This window comes from Jeotgalicoccus sp. S0W5 (assembly GCF_011634875.1).
In the GTDB taxonomy this organism is placed as follows: Bacteria; Bacillota; Bacilli; order Staphylococcales; family Salinicoccaceae; genus Jeotgalicoccus; species Jeotgalicoccus marinus.
Genome location: NZ_SIRQ01000003.1, coordinates 332,608 through 349,948, shown reverse-complemented (window position 1 = coordinate 349,948; position 17,341 = coordinate 332,608). Strand labels below are relative to the sequence as shown.

Below are 17,341 nucleotides of genomic sequence, written 5' to 3'. Positions count from 1 at the left end.
ATGCTATTCAATTATAAATAATTCTTTTCTGCTATGTGTTAATTTTTCTAGACCATTTTCGGTCACTACTGCGTCATCTTCAATACGGACGCCACCGAGGCCATCTACATAGATACCAGGTTCTATAGTAATACACATTCCCGGTTTTAACACTGTATTACTCTTTTGTGATAATCCAGGTTGTTCATGTACTTCTAGTCCAAAACTATGGCCAAGTGAATGACCGAAGTTTTTGCCATATCCATTAGCACTGATAACGTCTCTTGAAATTGAATCGGCTTCCTTACCTGTCATACCCGCTTTAATTTCAGCTAAAGCCTTTAGCTGAGACTCTAATACAATATTATATATGTTTTCCATTTCAGGAGAAACAGCGCCGACACCAAAACTACGAGTAATATCTGATGCATAGCCTTTATAGTATGCACCAAAATCTAGTGTGACCATATCACCTGACTCAATTACTTTATCAGAAGCGACACCATGCGGTAAAGCACCTCTATATCCGCTTGCAACAATCGTATCAAAGCTCGGTCCACTTGCACCAAGTTTAGTCATATGCGCTTCAAGTTCATTTTTAACTTCCAACTCCGTCATACCTGGTTGTACAAAAGTTAAAATGTGTTCATAAGATTGATCTGCAATCCTACATGCTTCTTTAATTAATTTCAGCTCTTCTGAATTTTTAATCATACGTATTTCTTCGATTTCACCAGTCAGTGCAATGAGCTCAAAGGAATCATTTAGTAGTTTGTATGTATTATAATTTACATGTTCCCCTTCAAAACCGACTCTTTTTGCACCTGTTTCATTAAGTAAGTTTACAATAGATTCTAATAGACCCTTTTCTTGTAAGACAAATTCAAATTCAGTCGCCTCTTGTTGAGCTTGTACATTATATCTAAAATCAGAGAGTAAGTAACGCTGATTACTCGTAATGACCAAGGCACCGCTTGAACCAGTAAATCGGCTTAAATACCTTCTGTTATGGTCACTCATAATGATTAATGCATCGAGATTTTCTCTTTCAATTAAAGCTTGAACTTTGTCAAATTTGATCATTTCCCAGTCACCCTTTCCTTTACATCTTACATTAAAATAATTTCCATTTCATTTTCTTTTTATATTTTAACGCTAACATGTTAGAATAGTCTAATGATATATAGGAGAATGTGCAATGAAAAAAAGCCTCACTGCGGCTGCATTTTTTCTGCTTCTAGCAGGATGTTCAGCTAACAGTCCAGAAGAATCTTTACAAGAACAAGAAGAATATAAAAGTGAACTCGAAAGTCTATTACAAACTGAGCAAGTCAGAAACCAACAATTATCCTTACATTTAGAAAACCTGGATACAGATATCGCGAATTTTGAACGCGACATGGATAACCCTAATGTCGAGCAATATGTTAGCATTGTTGAGACTTATAGTAATCGTTTGACCGAAGACTTAGAAAAACTCGATGCTTTTATTTTGACTTATCGTAATGATGAGGAAGTAAAAGCTGGAGAAGTGGTAAAAGTTCGGGATTCAATTAAAGAAACAATTGAAACTTTTGATGATTCAGTCAGTGACCTAGAATTAACAGATGTATTAGAAAGAGAAAATGAAAATATTGTACTTGCTAATGAAGAGATTGATGAGGCAGTTACTGATATAGCAGATGCAATTGCCAGTGACGATGTTGAGCTTTTAGACACTGCCGTCAATCAACTTAAACAGGCAACTGAATACCTATAAGAGGGATGGCTTAGATGACTAAAAATATTTATGGTGGTCAGGCAGTACCAGAAGGTGTCATGTTCCAGTCTACAGATCATATTGCAACAGCGATCAGACGCACGACTGGTGAAATTGAATACTTTGATATGCCAAGACCCAAGAACAAAAATTTAATTAAACTGAAAAAAATCCCTTTTATAAGAGGTATTGTTGCGATTTTTGAGGCAGTCGTATACGGTATGAAGCCGATGGACTTTGCAACAGATCGCTATGAACGTGACCCTAAAGACGACTACAAAATAGAGTCTGAAAAAAATAATACAAGTACAGCTAAAGTTGCGATTACTACAGCAATTATTGCAATTCTCACTTTCTTATTTGCAAAATTTGTACTCACTCTAGTACCGGTCTTTATTGCAGAAGTATTTTCAGGTGTAATTACTGGTAAATTTGGTCAAGTATTCTTAGAAACATTAATTAAACTCATCATTTTACTCGGTTATATCTATCTCTTATCATTGACCCCAATGGTAAAAAGACTCTTTCAATATCACGGTGCAGAACATAAGGTCATTAACTGTTATGAAAATGACTTAGAATTGACAGTAGAAAATGTACAAAAGCAATCACGACTTCATTATAGATGTGGTAGTTCTTTTATATTATTTACTGTACTTGTTGGCTTTGTGATTTATATGTTCGTTCCGATGGAACCCTTTCATGTAAGAATAATTAACCGAATTCTTCTCATTCCCGTTGTACTCGGTTTGTCTTTTGAGGTTTTACAGATAACAAATAAATTGCGTAGCGTACCTGTGTTAAAATATTTAGGGCAACCAGGATTATGGTTACAATATTTAACAACTAAAAACCCTAAAGATGATCAGGTTGATGTTGCGATACATTCTTTTAATCACCTATTAAGGAGTGAAAAATAATGAAAAGAGCCATTTTAATTATCATTCTCGCTATTGCTGCTATCGGTCTTTTGATGAATTTAGATGCTGTCTTAAGCATGATTGTTAGTTCACTCATATTCCTATTAGTATTAGGTTTGGTCTTGTATGGCATTTACTATTTCTTCATCTTAACTGAAGATCAAAGGAAATATAGAAAAGCCCTTAGACAGGCAAAGAGAAGAAGAAAGAAAAAATAAATATAGATTTTAAGGAGAGTTTAAAGTGGAAAGTTGGATTATTGCATTAATTATCTTAGCAGTTATTATCATCGCGCTTGTTATCAATGCTTATATTAGCATGCGTGGTGTGAACATGTTATCTGAAGAAGAATTTGGTAAAGATCTAAGAAAGGTTCAATTGATTGATTTAAGAGAAAAAGATAAATTTAACCATGGTCATATTCTTGGTGCAAGAAATATTCCCCTTTCTACCTTCCAAATGAAAAAAGGTGGCATTCGTAAAGATCAACCAGTTTTTCTGTACGATCAAAACGGAAGAACAGCACTAAGAGCAGCACGTATGTTGAAAAAAGATGGTCATAAGGATATCAATATTTTAAAACAAGGTATCGCCAAATGGACGGGTAAAATCAAATCTAAGACTAAATAAGAAAAATCCAGCGATTAAAAATCGCTGGATTTTTTATAAATACTATACAAAGATAATATATTAGTTTTTGTGGAATGGTGATTTTACAAATTTAGCAGGTACTTCTTTTTTACGAACTTGAACAACAAATTCCTTATCCAATTCGTAGAAGTCAGTATCAACTAAAGCAAAGCCAATTGAACGTTTACTTGTTGGTGACTGTGTACCACTTGTAACATATCCAACTTTGTTGCCTTCTTTATCGAAAACTTCATAGTCAGTACGAGCAATACCTTTGTCTGTTAACTCAAAAGCAGAAAGACGACGTGGTGCACCGTTTTCTTTTTGGTCTTTCAAGACACTTTGTCCGATGAAATCTCCCTTATCTACTTTAACGGCAAAACCAATACGTGCTTCAATTGGTGATATTTCAGGTGTTAAGTCTTGACCATGTAATGGTAGACCAGCTTCAAGACGAAGTGTATCTCTCGCACCCAGACCACATTCAACTGCACCATTTTCAACAAAAAGATTCCATAATGCTAGTGTATCTTCGGGTTTGCAATAAAGTTCAAAACCATCTTCACCAGTGTAACCACTTTGTGAAATAATTACTTCTTTACCATCTACTTTTCCATCTTTAATGAAATTGAACATTTTAAGTTCAGATAGATCTGAATCAGTAAATTTCTGTACTAAAGCTCTAGCATTAGGTCCTTGTACAGCAAGTTGACCATATTCACTAGAAACATTTTCTACAGTTACATTGTAACCTTCTACAGATTTCAACCATTCAAAATCTCCATCAGTGTTACCTGCGTTTGGAATAAGAAGATATTCATTGTCACCAAGTTTATAAATGACTAAGTCATCAATTACGCCACCATTTTCATTTGTGATTGTCGTATATTGAGCTTTAACGTCTGTTAGCTTAGTAACGTCATTTGTAAGTGTGTAGTTTAAGAATGCTTCAGCATCTTCACCAGTCACGCGGATTTCACCCATGTGACTTACATCAAAAATACCGATATCTTCTCTCACTGCAGTATGTTCTTCTTTGATACTTGAGAATTGTACAGGCATTTCCCAACCACCAAAATCAACTAGCTTTGCACCTTGTTCATGATAGTATTCATTTAAAGGTGTTCTCTTCAATTCACTCATTCAAAAATCCTCCTTAAATAAAATAACAGGTCAGTTTAATGCTGGCCTGTTGAAAATCTCTTCAGGATGACGTCCAAACACTGTCCTTTTGCCTGAGAGATTCACCAGTAGTGGCTTGCTCCTTCGGCGGCATTTTTATGCACTCTCCAATGTTTTTCAATCGTCTGTATATTATTGAATCCGTATTCATTATACTCATATTTTATTCATCTTTGCAAGCTGCAAAGCTTATTAGATAAGCATTCAATACAAATTAGCTAGAATAATATCAACTGTTTCATCAATAGACTTATCTGTAGAGATTTCATGATCACAAAGTGCTCTATATTTATCAAGTCTAGATTCATATAAGGCTTTTACTTTTTCCTTTTCTTGATTACCTAAGGGACGTGTTTTGTCATTATAAATTCTTTCATACATGTCATCAAATGGCGCATTCAAGAAGAATATTTTTAAATTATTTTGCTTTTTTAATAATTCAAAAGACTGATCAAAAGAGACAATACCCCCACCAGTTGAAAGGATTATATCTTCTCTTAAATTTAAACTGAGTGCTTTATATTCATATTCTCTAAATGTTTTTTCTCCAGATGCTTTAAAGATTTCAGGTATACTCTTGTTTGCAAGTTTTGGTATAACATCGTCTAAGTCCACTAATTCTTTATTGAGTGTATCAGCCAAAGCGTTACCAATCGTTGTTTTTCCAGAACCCATAAAACCGATTAAAATCATTCTAAAACCCCTTAATATATTAACTTACTGATTTGATTGACGTAAATTTCGATTAGATTCATACGAATATTAAGAATTAATTGAAATCTTTCATAATAATAATAATATACACCGATTAAATAAATAAGTACAAAGTATACTGATAAACTAAAAAATCCTTTAGCGTTTAAATTCAAGTTTTTCATTTTGTACACCTTCTATATTTATGACAATACTCGACTTAGATTCTTCGACGTCAAAATTTTTAACATTATACATAAGGGTAACAAAACCACTGTTATCTATACTTTTAATGATTCTGTTAGCGGAAAAATGGTAACTTACAATTCTGTTATCACTTATAAAGTTAACGCTCTTACTATTGTTAACTTCAATATCGTCTGTTGATTGGTATGTGTTTCCAATATCTAGTATGAAGACATCGAAGTCATAATTATCTTCATGCAATTTAATATTGTTTAAGGTTGTCAGTAATTGAGGTAATGTGAATGTAATTAAAGTAATCACCATCAGTGATAATAATAATTCGACATAGCTAAATCCCTTCATGGACATAAATCACTTAATTTTTCTTTACACTTTATTTCATTTATTTTATGTTCATTCTTTGCATAGTTTATAAATTCATCCTCTTCCATTAATAAACTTTTAATATAAAGGTGTCTGTAAAACTCGACTTGGTTTTGGCTATCGTCATCTATTTTTTGAATATGTAAAATAGCAGGTATTAGCATTAATAAGGTGCTAAAGATGACTAAGGATAGTATGCTGTCAAAAAGTAAGAAACCATCATTTTTCAATTCTAAACCTCCCCTTTTGAATCTGCATCACGATTTTGACATTTTTCTTATCACATATCATATAAACTGTGCCAAAAGCTGTAGTATCACCTAAAGTATTATAGGAGAACTGCTCTAATCCGTAATTTTGCAGTTTACAGATATCCAATTTATAGCCATTCACTTCGTTTCTCTTTGCGTCTCTTACAATAATTTTATTGTTTTTCCTATCAAAATTTACTGTAAATGAACTGGACTCAGCCTGTGCCTTCATCTGAGTCCCTTCTAATAGGTAGCTCATATTTAACAATTCGTCATCAACCGACTTGACCTTGTATTTTGGTAGACTACCGAAAGATAAAGATACTAGAATGCTGACGACCATTAAGGTCATCAGCATCTCCACCATTGTAAATCCCTTATGAACGGACAGCTGTGCCATTAGTAATTGTAATAGAGTCACCGTTTTGGCAACTGATTTGATCTGTAGACAGATAAGTCGGCACAAGTGTATCTACACTGGTCGGCGGCGATCCTTCATTTAAAGTATAGGCTTCTATTTGACTTTGCACCATTTTAACTTGAGCATCACAACCTGTGTCTTGTACATTACGACTCTGTGCAGCGATATTGGGAATGATTAAAATAATCAGAACCGAGATAACAAGCAATACTAATAACATTTCAATTAAAGTAAATCCATCTTCTTGATCTTTAAATCTTCTTATAAATGCACGTCTCATTTTATTTCCTCCTAAGATATTGTAGATAACATATTAAAGATTGGCATAACGATTACGAGGTATAAACAGATGATCAAGAGCCCTAGAATTAAAAATATTATCGGTTGAATTTTCTGTGTCATTTTTTCAATTTTAAGAATGATATTTTCTAATGTGTATTCACTATAGATAATTAGTTCTTTACCAACATTACTGTTATACTCTCCGTGATTCACGAAGATACTCAGCCTATGATCTAAGAGTGGTATAGATTCTATGGACTTACCAAGTGTATTTCCAATTAATAGTTCTTTTTCTATTACATTAGCTGTAAAAGAGAGATATCGATTAATAGTTTGAGTCTTAAATAAAAGGATGATTTCCTTTACTTCAAGACCATTATTTAGAAAATAGCCAAATTCTCTAGAAAATCGATATGTTATATAGTATTTAAAATAAGTTTTTACAAGAGGAATTTTAAGTAGAATTGAAACTGCCATTTTAGTATTTTTTAGCTTGAATACAAACCAGATATATATAATAAAAATGAGAAGGAGTCCCACAATAAATAAAACAACGTGTGGAAGATATTTTAAAACCAGAGTTAATATATTAACTAAAAATGATTTTTCAGCCTGCATGGCTGTATATAATTCATTAAATTGGGGAATTACGGTGTAATTTAATAAGATCAACATAATAATGAATATGCCTGTGAGCACTAAAGGATACTGAATCGCCTTTATCAACTTTTCTTTTGTTTGTCTCCTCCGCTGTAAATAAGCACCAGATTCATATAAATTTTCAATGATTTCACCATGGATTTCAGCAAACGATACTTGCATGATAATTGATTTTGAAAAACCTAAACGCTTAAGTAAAGTTGATATTGATGCACCTTCTTCTAGTAAATTTAATATTCCCTCTCTATCTTTCTTTGTTAAAACCTCGTATTGCTCAAGTAAAAATTTCATAGCTTGGTACATGTTAAAACCGCTACTCAGTAAATCTCCGAGTTTAATTAAAAAGTGAGAATCGTGCTTTTTTAACTTATTGGAGGATCCGATGGTAATATTGATATTCTTCATCATTCATTCCACTTTCTTGATGGATAAGTGCTAATTTATCTATTAGGGTGTCATACTTAACCGTTTTACCTTTCAAAAAATCCTCAACATCTTTACTTTCGATATATTCACAAATAATAAAGCTTCTTTTTGCTGTATGAATCAGCCTTTGATTTACGATTAAAGAGATACTCTCAGACAATTCTTCTTTGAATAAGCCATAATCCTGAAGTCTAACTAGTGTGCCGAGCGCACTTTTACTATGAAAAGTACTCAGTACTAAATGACCAGACAAGCTTGTTTTAATAAGCTCTTCAGCAATGGTTTTATCTCTAATCTCTCCAAACATAATAATATCCGGATCACAGCGTAAGACACCGCGGATTAAAGGCGCATATTCGAGTTTTGCTTTTTCATTGATTTCAACTTGAACGAGCCCCGGTACTTCATATTCCACAGGATCTTCAATACTGATGACGGCTTTTAACCCTTCATCTGCAATTTCCTTAATCAAGCGGTACATCACTGTACTTTTGCCTGAACCAGTTGGCCCAGTAAACAATATAAGTCCCTGAGCCTTTTTCATATACTCAGATAAAAAGAGATAATCCTTTTTATCATAAAATAATTCTCTTGAAGTTTGACGATCATTATTGTTCAAAATTCTAATGACAACCGACTCCCTTAGAATTGTCATAGGTAAGGTGCTTATTCTGACGCTGATTTCACCATGTTCTAATTGAACTGTTGTTCGACCGCTTTGTGGTACTTTGTGTTCATTGATATCTAATTCTGTAATAAACTTTAAATAATTAATCAATCGCTTGAACGTATCACCGTCTAATAGTTGCAATTGAACCATCTGACCTTTGACTCTTAATTTTACTGTGCCACCGGACTCGTCCAATGTGATATGTATATCACTCGCTGAATGGGTGTGAGCTTCTGTCAGAATACTTTCAACTAAAGATTTCATAAAATACACCTCCTACCCTATATATACGAAAAAAATGCTCATTTGCTTTTTTTCAGACACTTAAATACAATCTTTATAAAACCGCTTTACTTTTTACACAGTTTAACTGACAATTGTAATTAAATGACTAGAGAAAATATTGAAAGATGCTTAATTCCTATTTACTTTATTCGAGTACTTATCTATAATTATATTTAATGATATGTGAAATTATTCAGGTGGGAGGACGTATCACATGGATAAAGTATTTAAAATGCTAGGCTTCTGGACAGCAATGTTTGCTATTCTTTTCTACGTTGGAGACATGGTCACAATGACTATTTTCTTTGTCGTACAAACTGGCTTGTTCGTTCTACTTGGCTATATGAAATTAACTGAAAGAATGTATATGTATATTTTTGCAGCGTACTTGATTTTATTCTTCGTTGGCTTTACATACTATACAACATTCCTATTAGAACCATCATTTGGAAACCAGCACTAAAAAAAGGCAGGAACGAAATCTCGTTCCTGCCTTTTTATAATGACTTATCTTACATACGGATTATTTTGTTTTTCTTCCCCGATTGTTGTCGGTACATTGTGTCCAGCATAGACAGTGGTATCTTCATGGAGCTTGAAAAGTTTCTCTTTAATAGAATACTGTAAATCATCATTAGAACCACCAAATAAATCTGTACGCCCTACACCATTTCTGAATAAAACGTCACCAGATACAATAAAGTCATCGAATTTATAAGACAGAGATCCTGGTGAATGACCTGGCGTATGAATGACTTCAAAATTAAAGTCTGCAATAGAATGCTTGCCTTCATTCAGTAACTTAGGTGCTGCTTTAGAAGTAATTGGATACTTATAACGTACTGAACCATTCTTTTCGATATCAGTAAGCCAAGTGCGTTCTATATCAGACATATAAACATCTGCTCCACTGTACTCAATCACATCATCTAAAGCACCAAAATGATCATAGTGAGTATGCGTCAGTAAAATTGCACTGACTGGTAAGTTGATGTCTTTAAGTTTACTAAGAATTACTTCAGGTTCTGCTGATGGATCAAAAACTAACAACGATTTGCTATCACTTAAAATATAGCAGTTCGTTGCAAGATCACCTAAAGGTAAACGTGTAATATTCATATAATCATCCTCCAAAAATATACTCGACAAATCTATTTATTAATTATACAATATTCTTAAGTGATTGTTTAATGAGAAATATTAGGGGGTCAATTCAATGCCTTTCTTCGATACTGGAGAATTATTCACAATTGGTGGCGTAACAATAAGAATTGGTATTAATGCGCTAGCAATCTTAATGGGCTTAGTAGCAGTATTTGGTATCATTGGTCTTTTAAACTCAATGAAAGCTAAAAACTTCTTAGCTGCTGGATTCAGTGGTCTTACATTTGTCGTTTTTGGATTATGGACAGTAGCTACTATATTTACATTTGGTTATCCTGACTTAGGGTACTAAGTTCAAAAAAGCCGTTCCATTTAAAAAATGGAGCGGCTTTTTTATGTGATTCTTTCTCTTGCAAGTTTTAATTGCACTTTAACTGCTTCAGTACCAGTTGAACCATAAGATATACGACGATTAACTGAGACTTTTGCGGATAAAATATCATAAATATCGTTCTCGATGACTGAGGACGCTTTCTTATATTCCTCAAACGGTAAATCTTTTAAGTAAATTCCTCTGTTAATACAAGTCAGGACTAATTTCCCTACAATTTCATGTGCATCCCTAAAGGGAATCTCTTTTTCAACTAAATAGTCTGCTAGTTCGGTAGCATTTGAAAAATCATTAGACACAGCTTCCTCCAGTACATCTTTATTAACGGACATTGTACTTAACATGCCATCCATTATTTTAAGCGCGCCCTTAATGGTCTTCACTGCATCAAATAACCCTTCTTTATCTTCTTGCATATCTTTATTATATGTTAACGGTAAACCTTTTAAGAGCATTAACATACTCATTAAGTAACCACTCGTACGTCCACTTTTACCTCTAATCAATTCAGCCATATCTGGATTTTTCTTTTGAGGCATCATTGATGAGCCTGTCGTAAATGCATCACTTAAAGTAATGAAGTTCGCTTCATCTGTCGACCAAAATATGAGTTCCTCCGATAATCTTGATAAATGAACCATCGTTAATGAAATGTTAGATAGTGTTTCAACAATATAATCACGGTCACTAACTGCATCCATACTGTTGTGATATATATCGTTAAAGTCGAGCGCTTTTTGAGTTTGGTGACGGTCTATGTCAAATGTTGTCCCACTAATTGCACCTGCACCTAACGGTGAGATATCAATACGTTTTAAGGCATCTTTAAATCTTGCTTTATCTCTTTCTAGCATCCAAAAATACACGAGTATATGGTGAGAAAACAGTATGGGTTGTGCCCTCTGGAGATGTGTATAACCTGGCATAAGAACTTCAATGTTAGACTCTGCTAACTCGACAATGGTACCTTGCAAATACTCGATGGTTGAGATAATATCTATTACTTCTCTTTTTACATATAAATGCATATCTGTTGCGACTTGATCGTTTCTGCTACGTGCGGTGTGTAGTTTACCGCCTATTGGACCAATTTTTTCAATTAGTAGTGCTTCAATATTCATATGAATATCTTCTCTTTCAATTGAAAATGTGATCTGCCCTTTTTGGTATTCTTCAAGGATTTCTTTTAATCCTGCCTCAATTTTTTTAAATTCATCTTCTGTTAGAATACCTTTAGTTTTTAGCATATCCCCATGAGCAATACTGCCTTTAATATCTTCTTCGATCAGCACTTTATCAAAATGGATGGATGCATTAAAGTCATCCACCCATGATATTGAATCGTTAGTAAATCTTCCACCCCAAGCTTTTTTAGTCATCCACTGACACTCCCTGATCTAACATTGCTTTTACTTTTGCCGGTAGACCAAAGATTTCTATAAACCCAACTGACGCAGCTTGGTTAAAAGCATCTTCTTTTGTATAGGTTGCAAGTTTTTCGTTGTAGAGACTATTATTCGACTGACGTCCTTTAACAATAACATTACCCTTATAAAGCTCTAAACGGACTTCACCATTCACAGGTGCTTGCATATCTTTTAGCATTGCTCTAAGAGAATCGGATAATGGTGTAAACCATTGTCCGTTGTATACCTGTTCAGTATATTTTTGTTCGATTACTGGTTTAAAGTGCGCAATATCTTTAGTTAGGGTTATCGTTTCTAAATCATGCTTTGCAGTGAGAATCACTTTAGCAGCGGGTGTTTCATAAATTTCTCTAGACTTTATTCCAACCAGTCTATTTTCAACGTGATCAATACGCCCAATACCGTGCTTGCCTGCAACATCGTTTAATTGAAGAATTAATTCGTGTAAGTCATATTGTTTACCGTTCAATTTAGTTGGTAAACCTGCTTCAAAAGTGATTAATAATTCTTCAACTTCATCGGGTGCATCCTTAACATTAACGGTTAAATCATAAGCATCTTCTGGAGGTGCTGCCCAAGGATTTTCCAATATACCGCACTCATTACTGCGTCCCCATAAATTTTGGTCTACTGAGTACGGTGAGTCTAGGTCGATTGGAATCGGTATGTTATGTGCTTTAGCATACTCAATTTCCTCTTCTCGTGACCATGTCCATTCTCTAACCGGTGCGAGTACCTTGATAGTTGGATCTAAAGATTTTATTGCCACTTCAAATCTCACCTGGTCGTTACCTTTACCTGTACAACCATGCGCAACAAAATCTGCAGAAGTTTCATGGGCAATTTCTACAAGTTTCTTAGAGATTAACGGACGACTGAGCGCTGACACTAAAGGATATTTTTCTTCATACATAGAGTTTCCATATATTGTATAACTGACAAATTCCTCTGCAAATTCCTGTTGAGCATTGACTATATGACATTCACTTGCCCCCATTTTTAAGGCTTTGTCATGGATTAATTCAAGATCCTTACCTTCACCTACATCAAGGCAAACAGCTACAACGTCAAATCCTTGGTCAATAAACCATTGAATCGTTACGCTAGTATCTAAACCACCAGAATATGCTAAGACAACTTTCTTTTCGGACATATCAATCACTCCATAAGTTTATTTTTATATGATAGTTCATAGCATATCATTATAAAATTACGTAATCAAGTATATTTATACATAATATTAATTAACTTCTTCAGCAAGTATTTTAAGTCCATCATCTTGTATGGGTTTCTCAAGTTTATCTAGTGCTTCTTTCATACTATCGTAATCCTGTCTTTTTCTATAGGCGATTATCTTATCCTTAGCGGTTAGTTCATTGGAAGGATCCATCTCATAGCTCTGATCTATCAAGCTTTGCCCCTTTTCTTCGTCACCCGATTCGATATACAGTTCTCCAAGAATATAATAAGTAAGTGGTGTTTCCACCTCTTTATTAAATGAATTATTAACAACTTCTAAGGCACGTTCATATTCACCTTGTTCATAATACGTCATTGCCTCATCATCCATCGGGTGAATAGAAGTTTGCTGATTCATTGCATAATGACTATATAAAGTGAATAAAATGATAACTACGAGCGCACCAACCGAATATTTTATACCAGTCTTTTTAATATTATAAATTACACCAAGTAAGGCACCGATGATTAATCCTGCTGCATGTGCAAAATGATTTATATTTGCTGTAAGCATAGATAGTGCTGAAACTACCACGAAAATCACTAGTATCTGCATAATTAATTTAGCCTTTATCTTTCGATTAACTAAGAGATGTACAATAATTACGCCTAGTAATCCATATACTGCCCCACTTGCCCCGAGTGATATACCTTCAGTAATAAACCCTAAAGAGAACATACTCGCAATCACACCACTAATAATATAGGTGATGAGTAAATGCCAGCCTGAATATAGTCCTTCAACAAATTTACCTAATATGAATAGTGCAAAAATATTCATAAGAAAATGGCTAACACCTACATGTAAGAATGAGGACGATAAAAGCCTGTAATACTCACCAGATGTGACTTCATAATGAATCACAGCAAGTAAATGCGTTAATTCATTGCTATTAAATAAATGAATAAATAGTATATTTATTAGGAAAACTAGCGTATTTAAAGTGACTAAAAGTAAGGTCATCGGCGTAAATTTAATCATATATTTCTCAAAAGGATGTCTAGAAGTTAATCGTTTTTGATAGTACGAATCATCCTTAGATTTTTTATACTTAATGTCAATCTTATAAAATGGATTTGATATAATCTTCTCTAAGTTATTGATTGCTCTATGATTTACCTTAAGTGTTTTAGATTTAAATTTTCTAGTAAATTTCTTATCGGTTAGATGGTAGACATTAATGGCCTTAATAGTAAAACCTGCCAGCTTGTTAAGATGGTCCTGAGAATTAAAAATACTGTCTGTCACATCTTCTAATTCAGTATCTGTCAAATCGACATCCACTAAACAGAGTAAAGTTCTTTTCTTCTGATCCTTTAACCAAATAATTTCTGGATTTGTATCGTGATGGAAGAAATCGTAATTTGTGTATTTAGCTACTTCATAGGCAGCCTGCCATTTATTTCTCATCGGCTCTCACTGACTTTACATCAAATAGTGCTTGATCAGTAATGATCGTATCGACAGGAATATCATGATCATCTACTATTGTTTGGCCGATTTGTTCTGAAAAGATAAGGGATACTGTATCATTCTTAAAAGTGCTTAGGAAGCGATCATAAAAACCACCACCATAGCCAATTCTATAGCCATTAGTACTAAATATTAAGCCTGGTACAACTAGGAGATCTATATCATTATTAATAGGCTGATTAGGGTCTGGTATTGGAATATTCTTCTCATCACTTTCTACTTCATTTCTAGAGTTTAACCTATGAAAGTTCATAGATTTATCTACGTAGTTGCACTTTGGTGCATACACCTCAATATTTTCTTCTAAAAGCTTATCGATTAAAGTCCATGTATCATATTCAATAGACATAGGTAGCACTATACCAACACTTTGATAATTATTTTCTTTTATAAAACCAACAGCGCGTTCTGTAATATTTCTTGTTGCAGCGAGTTTCTTATCTGCTGGTAGATTTTTTAAAATTGAAATCATTTCTTTACGCAATTCTTTTTTTGTCATAACACTTCTCCTCACACAATATTCTTATTACTAGTTTATATGAATATAGAAAAAACCTCCAGATATCTGGAGGTTGAATATTATTCTCTTGACCCTTTTTCAAAGGGAGTTCCTGTTTCAGTGTAATAGATATGTTCAGCAATGCTCTTTATATGATCGCCGATACGTTCTAAATACTTAGCTGTTAACTGGATTTGACCGGTTAAGAATGCATCAGACTCTTCAAAGATATCTGAAGTTGTAATCTGAACGAAAACAGCATCTATATCCTTATCACGTTCTATAATTTCACGGATAAGATCCATATCACTTTCTTTAAATGCTGTATAAACATCTTCTAACATAAGTGATGCTAAACGTTCCATGGTTTTAAATCTTAAGAGTGTACGTTCATTAGTAATTTTTATACGTTTTCTAACTTCTGCAATATTACTGATGTTATCCCCTATTCTCTCAAGATCATCAGCAATTTTAATGCATGAAATAATGGTACGTAAATCACTAGCAACAGGTGCTTGAGTGGTAATTAAATTAATTGCATGGGCGTTAATCGCTGATTCTAACTGATTAATTTCTGAGTCAGCTTTTACCAGTTTTCTAGCTTCTTCTATATTATCAGTCACAAGAATTTCTACAGCCGTAGATAATCTGTTATGACATGCTTTACCAAGCGTAATGCATTCTTCAATCAGAGAAGTAAGATCTTCATGAAACTTCTCACGATAAACTGTCATCTATTAACCGAATCTACCTGATACGTAATCTTCTGTACGCTTGTCATTAGGGTTTTCAAAGATAACATTAGTATCATCTGATTCAACAACATAACCTTGGTAGAAGAAGGAAGTTCTATCTGACACACGTGCAGCCTGTTGCATATTATGAGTAACGATAATAATGCTGTAGTCTTTCTTAAGCTCTTGCATTAAGTCTTCAATCTTAGTTGTTGAGATTGGGTCAAGGGCACTTGTAGGCTCATCCATTAGGATAACTTCAGGTTCTACTGCAAGTGTACGAGCGATACAAATTCTTTGTTGTTGACCACCAGATAAGCCATAAGCGTTATCGTTAAGACGGTCTTTAACTTCATCCCAGATAGACGCACTACGTAATGATTTTTCAACGACTTCATCGAGAATAGATTTTTTCTTAATACCGTGAACTCTCGGTCCATATGCAACATTATCATAGATTGATTTAGGGAATGGATTTGGTTTTTGGAATACCATTCCGACTCTTGTTCTTAATTCTTCAACAGACATACCGCTTTTGAAGATATCGTCTCCTCTAAATTCAATGTTACCTTCTGTACGTACAATAGGTACAAGTTCTGTCATACGGTTCATTGATTTAACGAAAGTAGATTTACCACAACCTGATGGGCCGATGATTGCATTGATATCATTTTCATGGAAAGTTAAGTTGATATCCTGCAAGGCATGGTTGTCACCATACCAAAGGTTGAAGTTTTTCGCCTCGAATACTACTTTTTTGTCTGTTTGAATAATTGAGCTAGATTCAGTTTCCTTATTGTCTACTGTATCTTGTTTGTTAACTTGAACGTTTTTAAGTTCAGCCATATATAAAACTCCTTTAAAAATTAATATCTTTTAGAAAACTTATTACGGATGAAAATAGCTGCTGAGTTCATCAGTAATAGAACCACTAACATAATAATGATACCTGCAGCTGCGATATACTGAAATTCTTCATTAGGCATTTTAACCCAGCTATATATTTGCATTGGCATAGCTTGGAAAGAATCTAAGAAACTACTCGGTGTGACAAGTAAAGTAGTTGGAACACCAATTACAACTAGAGGTGCTGTCTCACCAAGTGCACGGGATAAGGCTAAGATAATCCCAGTGATAATACCAGGTATTGCTGCAGGTAAAATAATCTTAGAAACTGTTTGCCATTTCGTTGCACCCATACCGATTGATGCTTCTCTAACAGATGCTGGGACTGTTCTAATCGCTTCCTGTGAAGCAACAACGATAACAGGAAGAATCATTAGTGCTAAAGTTAGACCCGCTGCTAAAACTGAGTTACCTAGTGCTAAAGCACGAACAAACATCGCTAGACCTAGTAGACCAAATACAACTGATGGTACACCTGCAAGGTTAGAAATATTAATTTTAATGAATTCAGTAAATTTGTTTTTCGGTGCATATTCTTCTAGATAAAGTGCTGTACCAACTGAAAGCACAATAGCGACAGGGGCTGTGACAACCATTAACCAAAGTGATCCAATAATCGCACCATAGAAACCAGCACTTTCTGCTCTACTTGAGTTAAAGTTTGTTAGGAATTCCATATCTAGACTATCCCAACCATCAGCAACTGTGTCTGCAATTAACATAATGAGGACCATGAGTCCAAACATAGTACAAAGGAAGAACAACCACTTTAAAATTGAGTTTCTGGTTTGTCTACCAGAACGTTTGTTGGCAATGATATCCTTATCAATCAATGTCAT

Annotated in this window: 23 protein-coding genes and 1 riboswitch; of the genes, 6 read left to right on the top strand and 17 right to left on the bottom strand. The window is 34.1% G+C overall.

Features of this window, described 5'->3' with window-relative positions; translation table 11 throughout:
- Nucleotides 1-3: 3 nt before the first annotated feature.
- Nucleotides 4-1,062, bottom strand: a complete 1,059-nt coding sequence (locus tag EYB29_RS04095; protein ID WP_026866380.1) for a M24 family metallopeptidase — start codon at nt 1,060-1,062, stop codon at nt 4-6.
- A 115-nt stretch (nt 1,063-1,177) separates the two neighbouring features.
- Between EYB29_RS04095 and EYB29_RS04090 the strand changes: the two genes are divergently transcribed.
- Genes EYB29_RS04090 through EYB29_RS04075 form a run of 4 tightly spaced genes read left to right on the top strand, consistent with a single transcriptional unit; the run spans nt 1,178 to nt 3,288 of the window.
- Nucleotides 1,178-1,738 (top strand): hypothetical protein, encoded by a 561-nt coding sequence (locus EYB29_RS04090; protein WP_026866381.1) that lies wholly within the window; start codon nt 1,178-1,180, stop codon nt 1,736-1,738.
- Between the two features lie 14 nt (nt 1,739-1,752).
- On the top strand, nt 1,753-2,658 hold the full coding sequence (locus EYB29_RS04085) for a DUF1385 domain-containing protein (RefSeq protein ID WP_026866382.1): 906 nt from the start codon (nt 1,753-1,755) through the stop codon (nt 2,656-2,658).
- Complete coding sequence (locus EYB29_RS04080; protein WP_026866383.1) at nt 2,658-2,876, top strand: SA1362 family protein; 219 nt, start codon at nt 2,658-2,660, stop codon at nt 2,874-2,876. The genes EYB29_RS04085 and EYB29_RS04080 overlap by 1 nt, the downstream gene beginning before the upstream one ends.
- A 25-nt stretch (nt 2,877-2,901) precedes the next feature.
- Nucleotides 2,902-3,288 carry a rhodanese-like domain-containing protein gene (locus tag EYB29_RS04075; protein WP_026866384.1) on the top strand — a complete coding sequence of 129 codons (387 nt, stop codon included), beginning with the start codon at nt 2,902-2,904 and terminating at the stop codon, nt 3,286-3,288.
- Nucleotides 3,289-3,348: 60 nt separating this feature from the next.
- Here the strand turns inward: EYB29_RS04075 and gcvT are convergent, their stop codons facing one another.
- The 8 genes from gcvT to comGA form a co-directional block, all read right to left on the bottom strand.
- Nucleotides 3,349-4,431, bottom strand: a complete 1,083-nt coding sequence (gene gcvT, locus EYB29_RS04070; protein ID WP_026866385.1) for a glycine cleavage system aminomethyltransferase GcvT — start codon at nt 4,429-4,431, stop codon at nt 3,349-3,351.
- A 70-nt stretch (nt 4,432-4,501) separates the two neighbouring features.
- Nucleotides 4,502-4,591: riboswitch (glycine riboswitch) on the bottom strand.
- Between the two features lie 83 nt (nt 4,592-4,674).
- The gene (locus EYB29_RS04065) at nt 4,675-5,163 is read right to left on the bottom strand and encodes a shikimate kinase (RefSeq protein ID WP_026866386.1); all 489 of its coding nucleotides are present in this window, start codon (nt 5,161-5,163) and stop codon (nt 4,675-4,677) included.
- A gap of 159 nt (nt 5,164-5,322) precedes the next feature.
- Nucleotides 5,323-5,718 (bottom strand): competence type IV pilus minor pilin ComGF, encoded by a 396-nt coding sequence (locus EYB29_RS04060; RefSeq protein WP_156889137.1) that lies wholly within the window; start codon nt 5,716-5,718, stop codon nt 5,323-5,325.
- Nucleotides 5,709-5,963: a hypothetical protein gene (locus EYB29_RS04055; RefSeq protein WP_026866388.1), complete on the bottom strand. Its 255-nt coding sequence runs from the start codon at nt 5,961-5,963 to the stop codon at nt 5,709-5,711. The genes EYB29_RS04060 and EYB29_RS04055 overlap by 10 nt, the downstream gene beginning before the upstream one ends.
- On the bottom strand, nt 5,953-6,384 hold the full coding sequence (gene comGD, locus EYB29_RS04050; RefSeq protein WP_084145707.1) for a competence type IV pilus minor pilin ComGD: 432 nt from the start codon (nt 6,382-6,384) through the stop codon (nt 5,953-5,955). The genes EYB29_RS04055 and comGD overlap by 11 nt, the downstream gene beginning before the upstream one ends.
- Nucleotides 6,362-6,685 carry a competence type IV pilus major pilin ComGC gene (gene comGC, locus EYB29_RS04045; RefSeq protein WP_026866390.1) on the bottom strand — a complete coding sequence of 108 codons (324 nt, stop codon included), beginning with the start codon at nt 6,683-6,685 and terminating at the stop codon, nt 6,362-6,364. The genes comGD and comGC overlap by 23 nt, the downstream gene beginning before the upstream one ends.
- An 11-nt stretch (nt 6,686-6,696) precedes the next feature.
- Nucleotides 6,697-7,755 carry a competence type IV pilus assembly protein ComGB gene (gene comGB / locus EYB29_RS04040; protein WP_026866391.1) on the bottom strand — a complete coding sequence of 353 codons (1,059 nt, stop codon included), beginning with the start codon at nt 7,753-7,755 and terminating at the stop codon, nt 6,697-6,699.
- Nucleotides 7,715-8,707 carry a competence type IV pilus ATPase ComGA gene (comGA, locus tag EYB29_RS04035; protein ID WP_026866392.1) on the bottom strand — a complete coding sequence of 331 codons (993 nt, stop codon included), beginning with the start codon at nt 8,705-8,707 and terminating at the stop codon, nt 7,715-7,717. Before comGA ends, comGB begins: the two co-directional genes overlap by 41 nt.
- A gap of 235 nt (nt 8,708-8,942) precedes the next feature.
- Here comGA and EYB29_RS04030 point away from each other — a divergent pair, with 235 nt between their 5' ends.
- A complete protein-coding gene (locus EYB29_RS04030; protein ID WP_026866393.1) occupies nt 8,943-9,191 on the top strand; it encodes a DUF2626 family protein in 249 nt (82 codons plus the stop codon).
- 44 nt (nt 9,192-9,235) lie between these two features.
- Here the strand turns inward: EYB29_RS04030 and EYB29_RS04025 are convergent, their stop codons facing one another.
- Nucleotides 9,236-9,847 carry an MBL fold metallo-hydrolase gene (locus tag EYB29_RS04025; RefSeq protein WP_026866394.1) on the bottom strand — a complete coding sequence of 204 codons (612 nt, stop codon included), beginning with the start codon at nt 9,845-9,847 and terminating at the stop codon, nt 9,236-9,238.
- A 97-nt stretch (nt 9,848-9,944) separates the two neighbouring features.
- Between EYB29_RS04025 and EYB29_RS04020 the strand changes: the two genes are divergently transcribed.
- A complete protein-coding gene (locus tag EYB29_RS04020; RefSeq protein ID WP_026866395.1) occupies nt 9,945-10,184 on the top strand; it encodes a DUF2759 domain-containing protein in 240 nt (79 codons plus the stop codon).
- A gap of 41 nt (nt 10,185-10,225) precedes the next feature.
- Here EYB29_RS04020 and argH read toward each other — a convergent pair whose 3' ends face one another.
- The 7 genes from argH to pstA all read right to left on the bottom strand — a co-directional run bounded on the left by argH (nt 10,226) and on the right by pstA (nt 17,341).
- Complete coding sequence (gene argH / locus EYB29_RS04015; RefSeq protein WP_166626650.1) at nt 10,226-11,602, bottom strand: argininosuccinate lyase; 1,377 nt, start codon at nt 11,600-11,602, stop codon at nt 10,226-10,228.
- Nucleotides 11,595-12,803 (bottom strand): argininosuccinate synthase, encoded by a 1,209-nt coding sequence (locus tag EYB29_RS04010; RefSeq protein WP_166626649.1) that lies wholly within the window; start codon nt 12,801-12,803, stop codon nt 11,595-11,597. Before EYB29_RS04010 ends, argH begins: the two co-directional genes overlap by 8 nt.
- Before the next feature lie 87 nt (nt 12,804-12,890).
- Nucleotides 12,891-14,300, bottom strand: coding sequence for a rhomboid family intramembrane serine protease (locus tag EYB29_RS04005; protein ID WP_026866398.1), 1,410 nt, complete (start codon nt 14,298-14,300; stop codon nt 12,891-12,893).
- A complete protein-coding gene (locus EYB29_RS04000) occupies nt 14,290-14,862 on the bottom strand; it encodes a 5-formyltetrahydrofolate cyclo-ligase (protein WP_026866399.1) in 573 nt (190 codons plus the stop codon). Before EYB29_RS04000 ends, EYB29_RS04005 begins: the two co-directional genes overlap by 11 nt.
- 80 nt (nt 14,863-14,942) lie before the next feature.
- Nucleotides 14,943-15,596: a phosphate signaling complex protein PhoU gene (gene phoU / locus EYB29_RS03995; RefSeq protein WP_026866400.1), complete on the bottom strand. Its 654-nt coding sequence runs from the start codon at nt 15,594-15,596 to the stop codon at nt 14,943-14,945.
- 3 nt (nt 15,597-15,599) lie between these two features.
- Nucleotides 15,600-16,442 (bottom strand): phosphate ABC transporter ATP-binding protein PstB, encoded by an 843-nt coding sequence (gene pstB, locus EYB29_RS03990; protein WP_026866401.1) that lies wholly within the window; start codon nt 16,440-16,442, stop codon nt 15,600-15,602.
- A 20-nt stretch (nt 16,443-16,462) separates the two neighbouring features.
- Nucleotides 16,463-17,341, bottom strand: coding sequence for a phosphate ABC transporter permease PstA (pstA, locus tag EYB29_RS03985; protein WP_166626648.1), 879 nt, complete (start codon nt 17,339-17,341; stop codon nt 16,463-16,465).

Bases quoted from the DNA above. Each gene is read 5' to 3' on its own strand.
- EYB29_RS04095 (WP_026866380.1), bottom strand. From the start codon at position 1,062: ATGATCAAATTTGACAAAGTTCAAGCTTTAATTGAAAGAGAAAATCTC.
- EYB29_RS04090 (WP_026866381.1), top strand. From the start codon at position 1,178: ATGAAAAAAAGCCTCACTGCGGCTGCATTTTTTCTGCTTCTAGCAGGA.
- EYB29_RS04085 (WP_026866382.1), top strand. From the start codon at position 1,753: ATGACTAAAAATATTTATGGTGGTCAGGCAGTACCAGAAGGTGTCATG.
- EYB29_RS04080 (WP_026866383.1), top strand. From the start codon at position 2,658: ATGAAAAGAGCCATTTTAATTATCATTCTCGCTATTGCTGCTATCGGT.
- gcvT (WP_026866385.1), bottom strand. From the start codon at position 4,431: ATGAGTGAATTGAAGAGAACACCTTTAAATGAATACTATCATGAACAA.
- EYB29_RS04065 (WP_026866386.1), bottom strand. From the start codon at position 5,163: ATGATTTTAATCGGTTTTATGGGTTCTGGAAAAACAACGATTGGTAAC.
- EYB29_RS04060 (WP_156889137.1), bottom strand. From the start codon at position 5,718: ATGTCCATGAAGGGATTTAGCTATGTCGAATTATTATTATCACTGATG.
- comGD (WP_084145707.1), bottom strand. From the start codon at position 6,384: ATGGCACAGCTGTCCGTTCATAAGGGATTTACAATGGTGGAGATGCTG.
- comGC (WP_026866390.1), bottom strand. From the start codon at position 6,685: ATGAGACGTGCATTTATAAGAAGATTTAAAGATCAAGAAGATGGATTT.
- comGB (WP_026866391.1), bottom strand. From the start codon at position 7,755: ATGATGAAGAATATCAATATTACCATCGGATCCTCCAATAAGTTAAAA.
- comGA (WP_026866392.1), bottom strand. From the start codon at position 8,707: ATGAAATCTTTAGTTGAAAGTATTCTGACAGAAGCTCACACCCATTCA.
- EYB29_RS04030 (WP_026866393.1), top strand. From the start codon at position 8,943: ATGGATAAAGTATTTAAAATGCTAGGCTTCTGGACAGCAATGTTTGCT.
- EYB29_RS04025 (WP_026866394.1), bottom strand. From the start codon at position 9,847: ATGAATATTACACGTTTACCTTTAGGTGATCTTGCAACGAACTGCTAT.
- EYB29_RS04020 (WP_026866395.1), top strand. From the start codon at position 9,945: ATGCCTTTCTTCGATACTGGAGAATTATTCACAATTGGTGGCGTAACA.
- argH (WP_166626650.1), bottom strand. From the start codon at position 11,602: ATGACTAAAAAAGCTTGGGGTGGAAGATTTACTAACGATTCAATATCA.
- EYB29_RS04010 (WP_166626649.1), bottom strand. From the start codon at position 12,803: ATGTCCGAAAAGAAAGTTGTCTTAGCATATTCTGGTGGTTTAGATACT.
- EYB29_RS04005 (WP_026866398.1), bottom strand. From the start codon at position 14,300: ATGAGAAATAAATGGCAGGCTGCCTATGAAGTAGCTAAATACACAAAT.
- EYB29_RS04000 (WP_026866399.1), bottom strand. From the start codon at position 14,862: ATGACAAAAAAAGAATTGCGTAAAGAAATGATTTCAATTTTAAAAAAT.
- phoU (WP_026866400.1), bottom strand. From the start codon at position 15,596: ATGACAGTTTATCGTGAGAAGTTTCATGAAGATCTTACTTCTCTGATT.
- pstB (WP_026866401.1), bottom strand. From the start codon at position 16,442: ATGGCTGAACTTAAAAACGTTCAAGTTAACAAACAAGATACAGTAGAC.
- pstA (WP_166626648.1), bottom strand. From the start codon at position 17,341: ATGACATTGATTGATAAGGATATCATTGCCAACAAACGTTCTGGTAGA.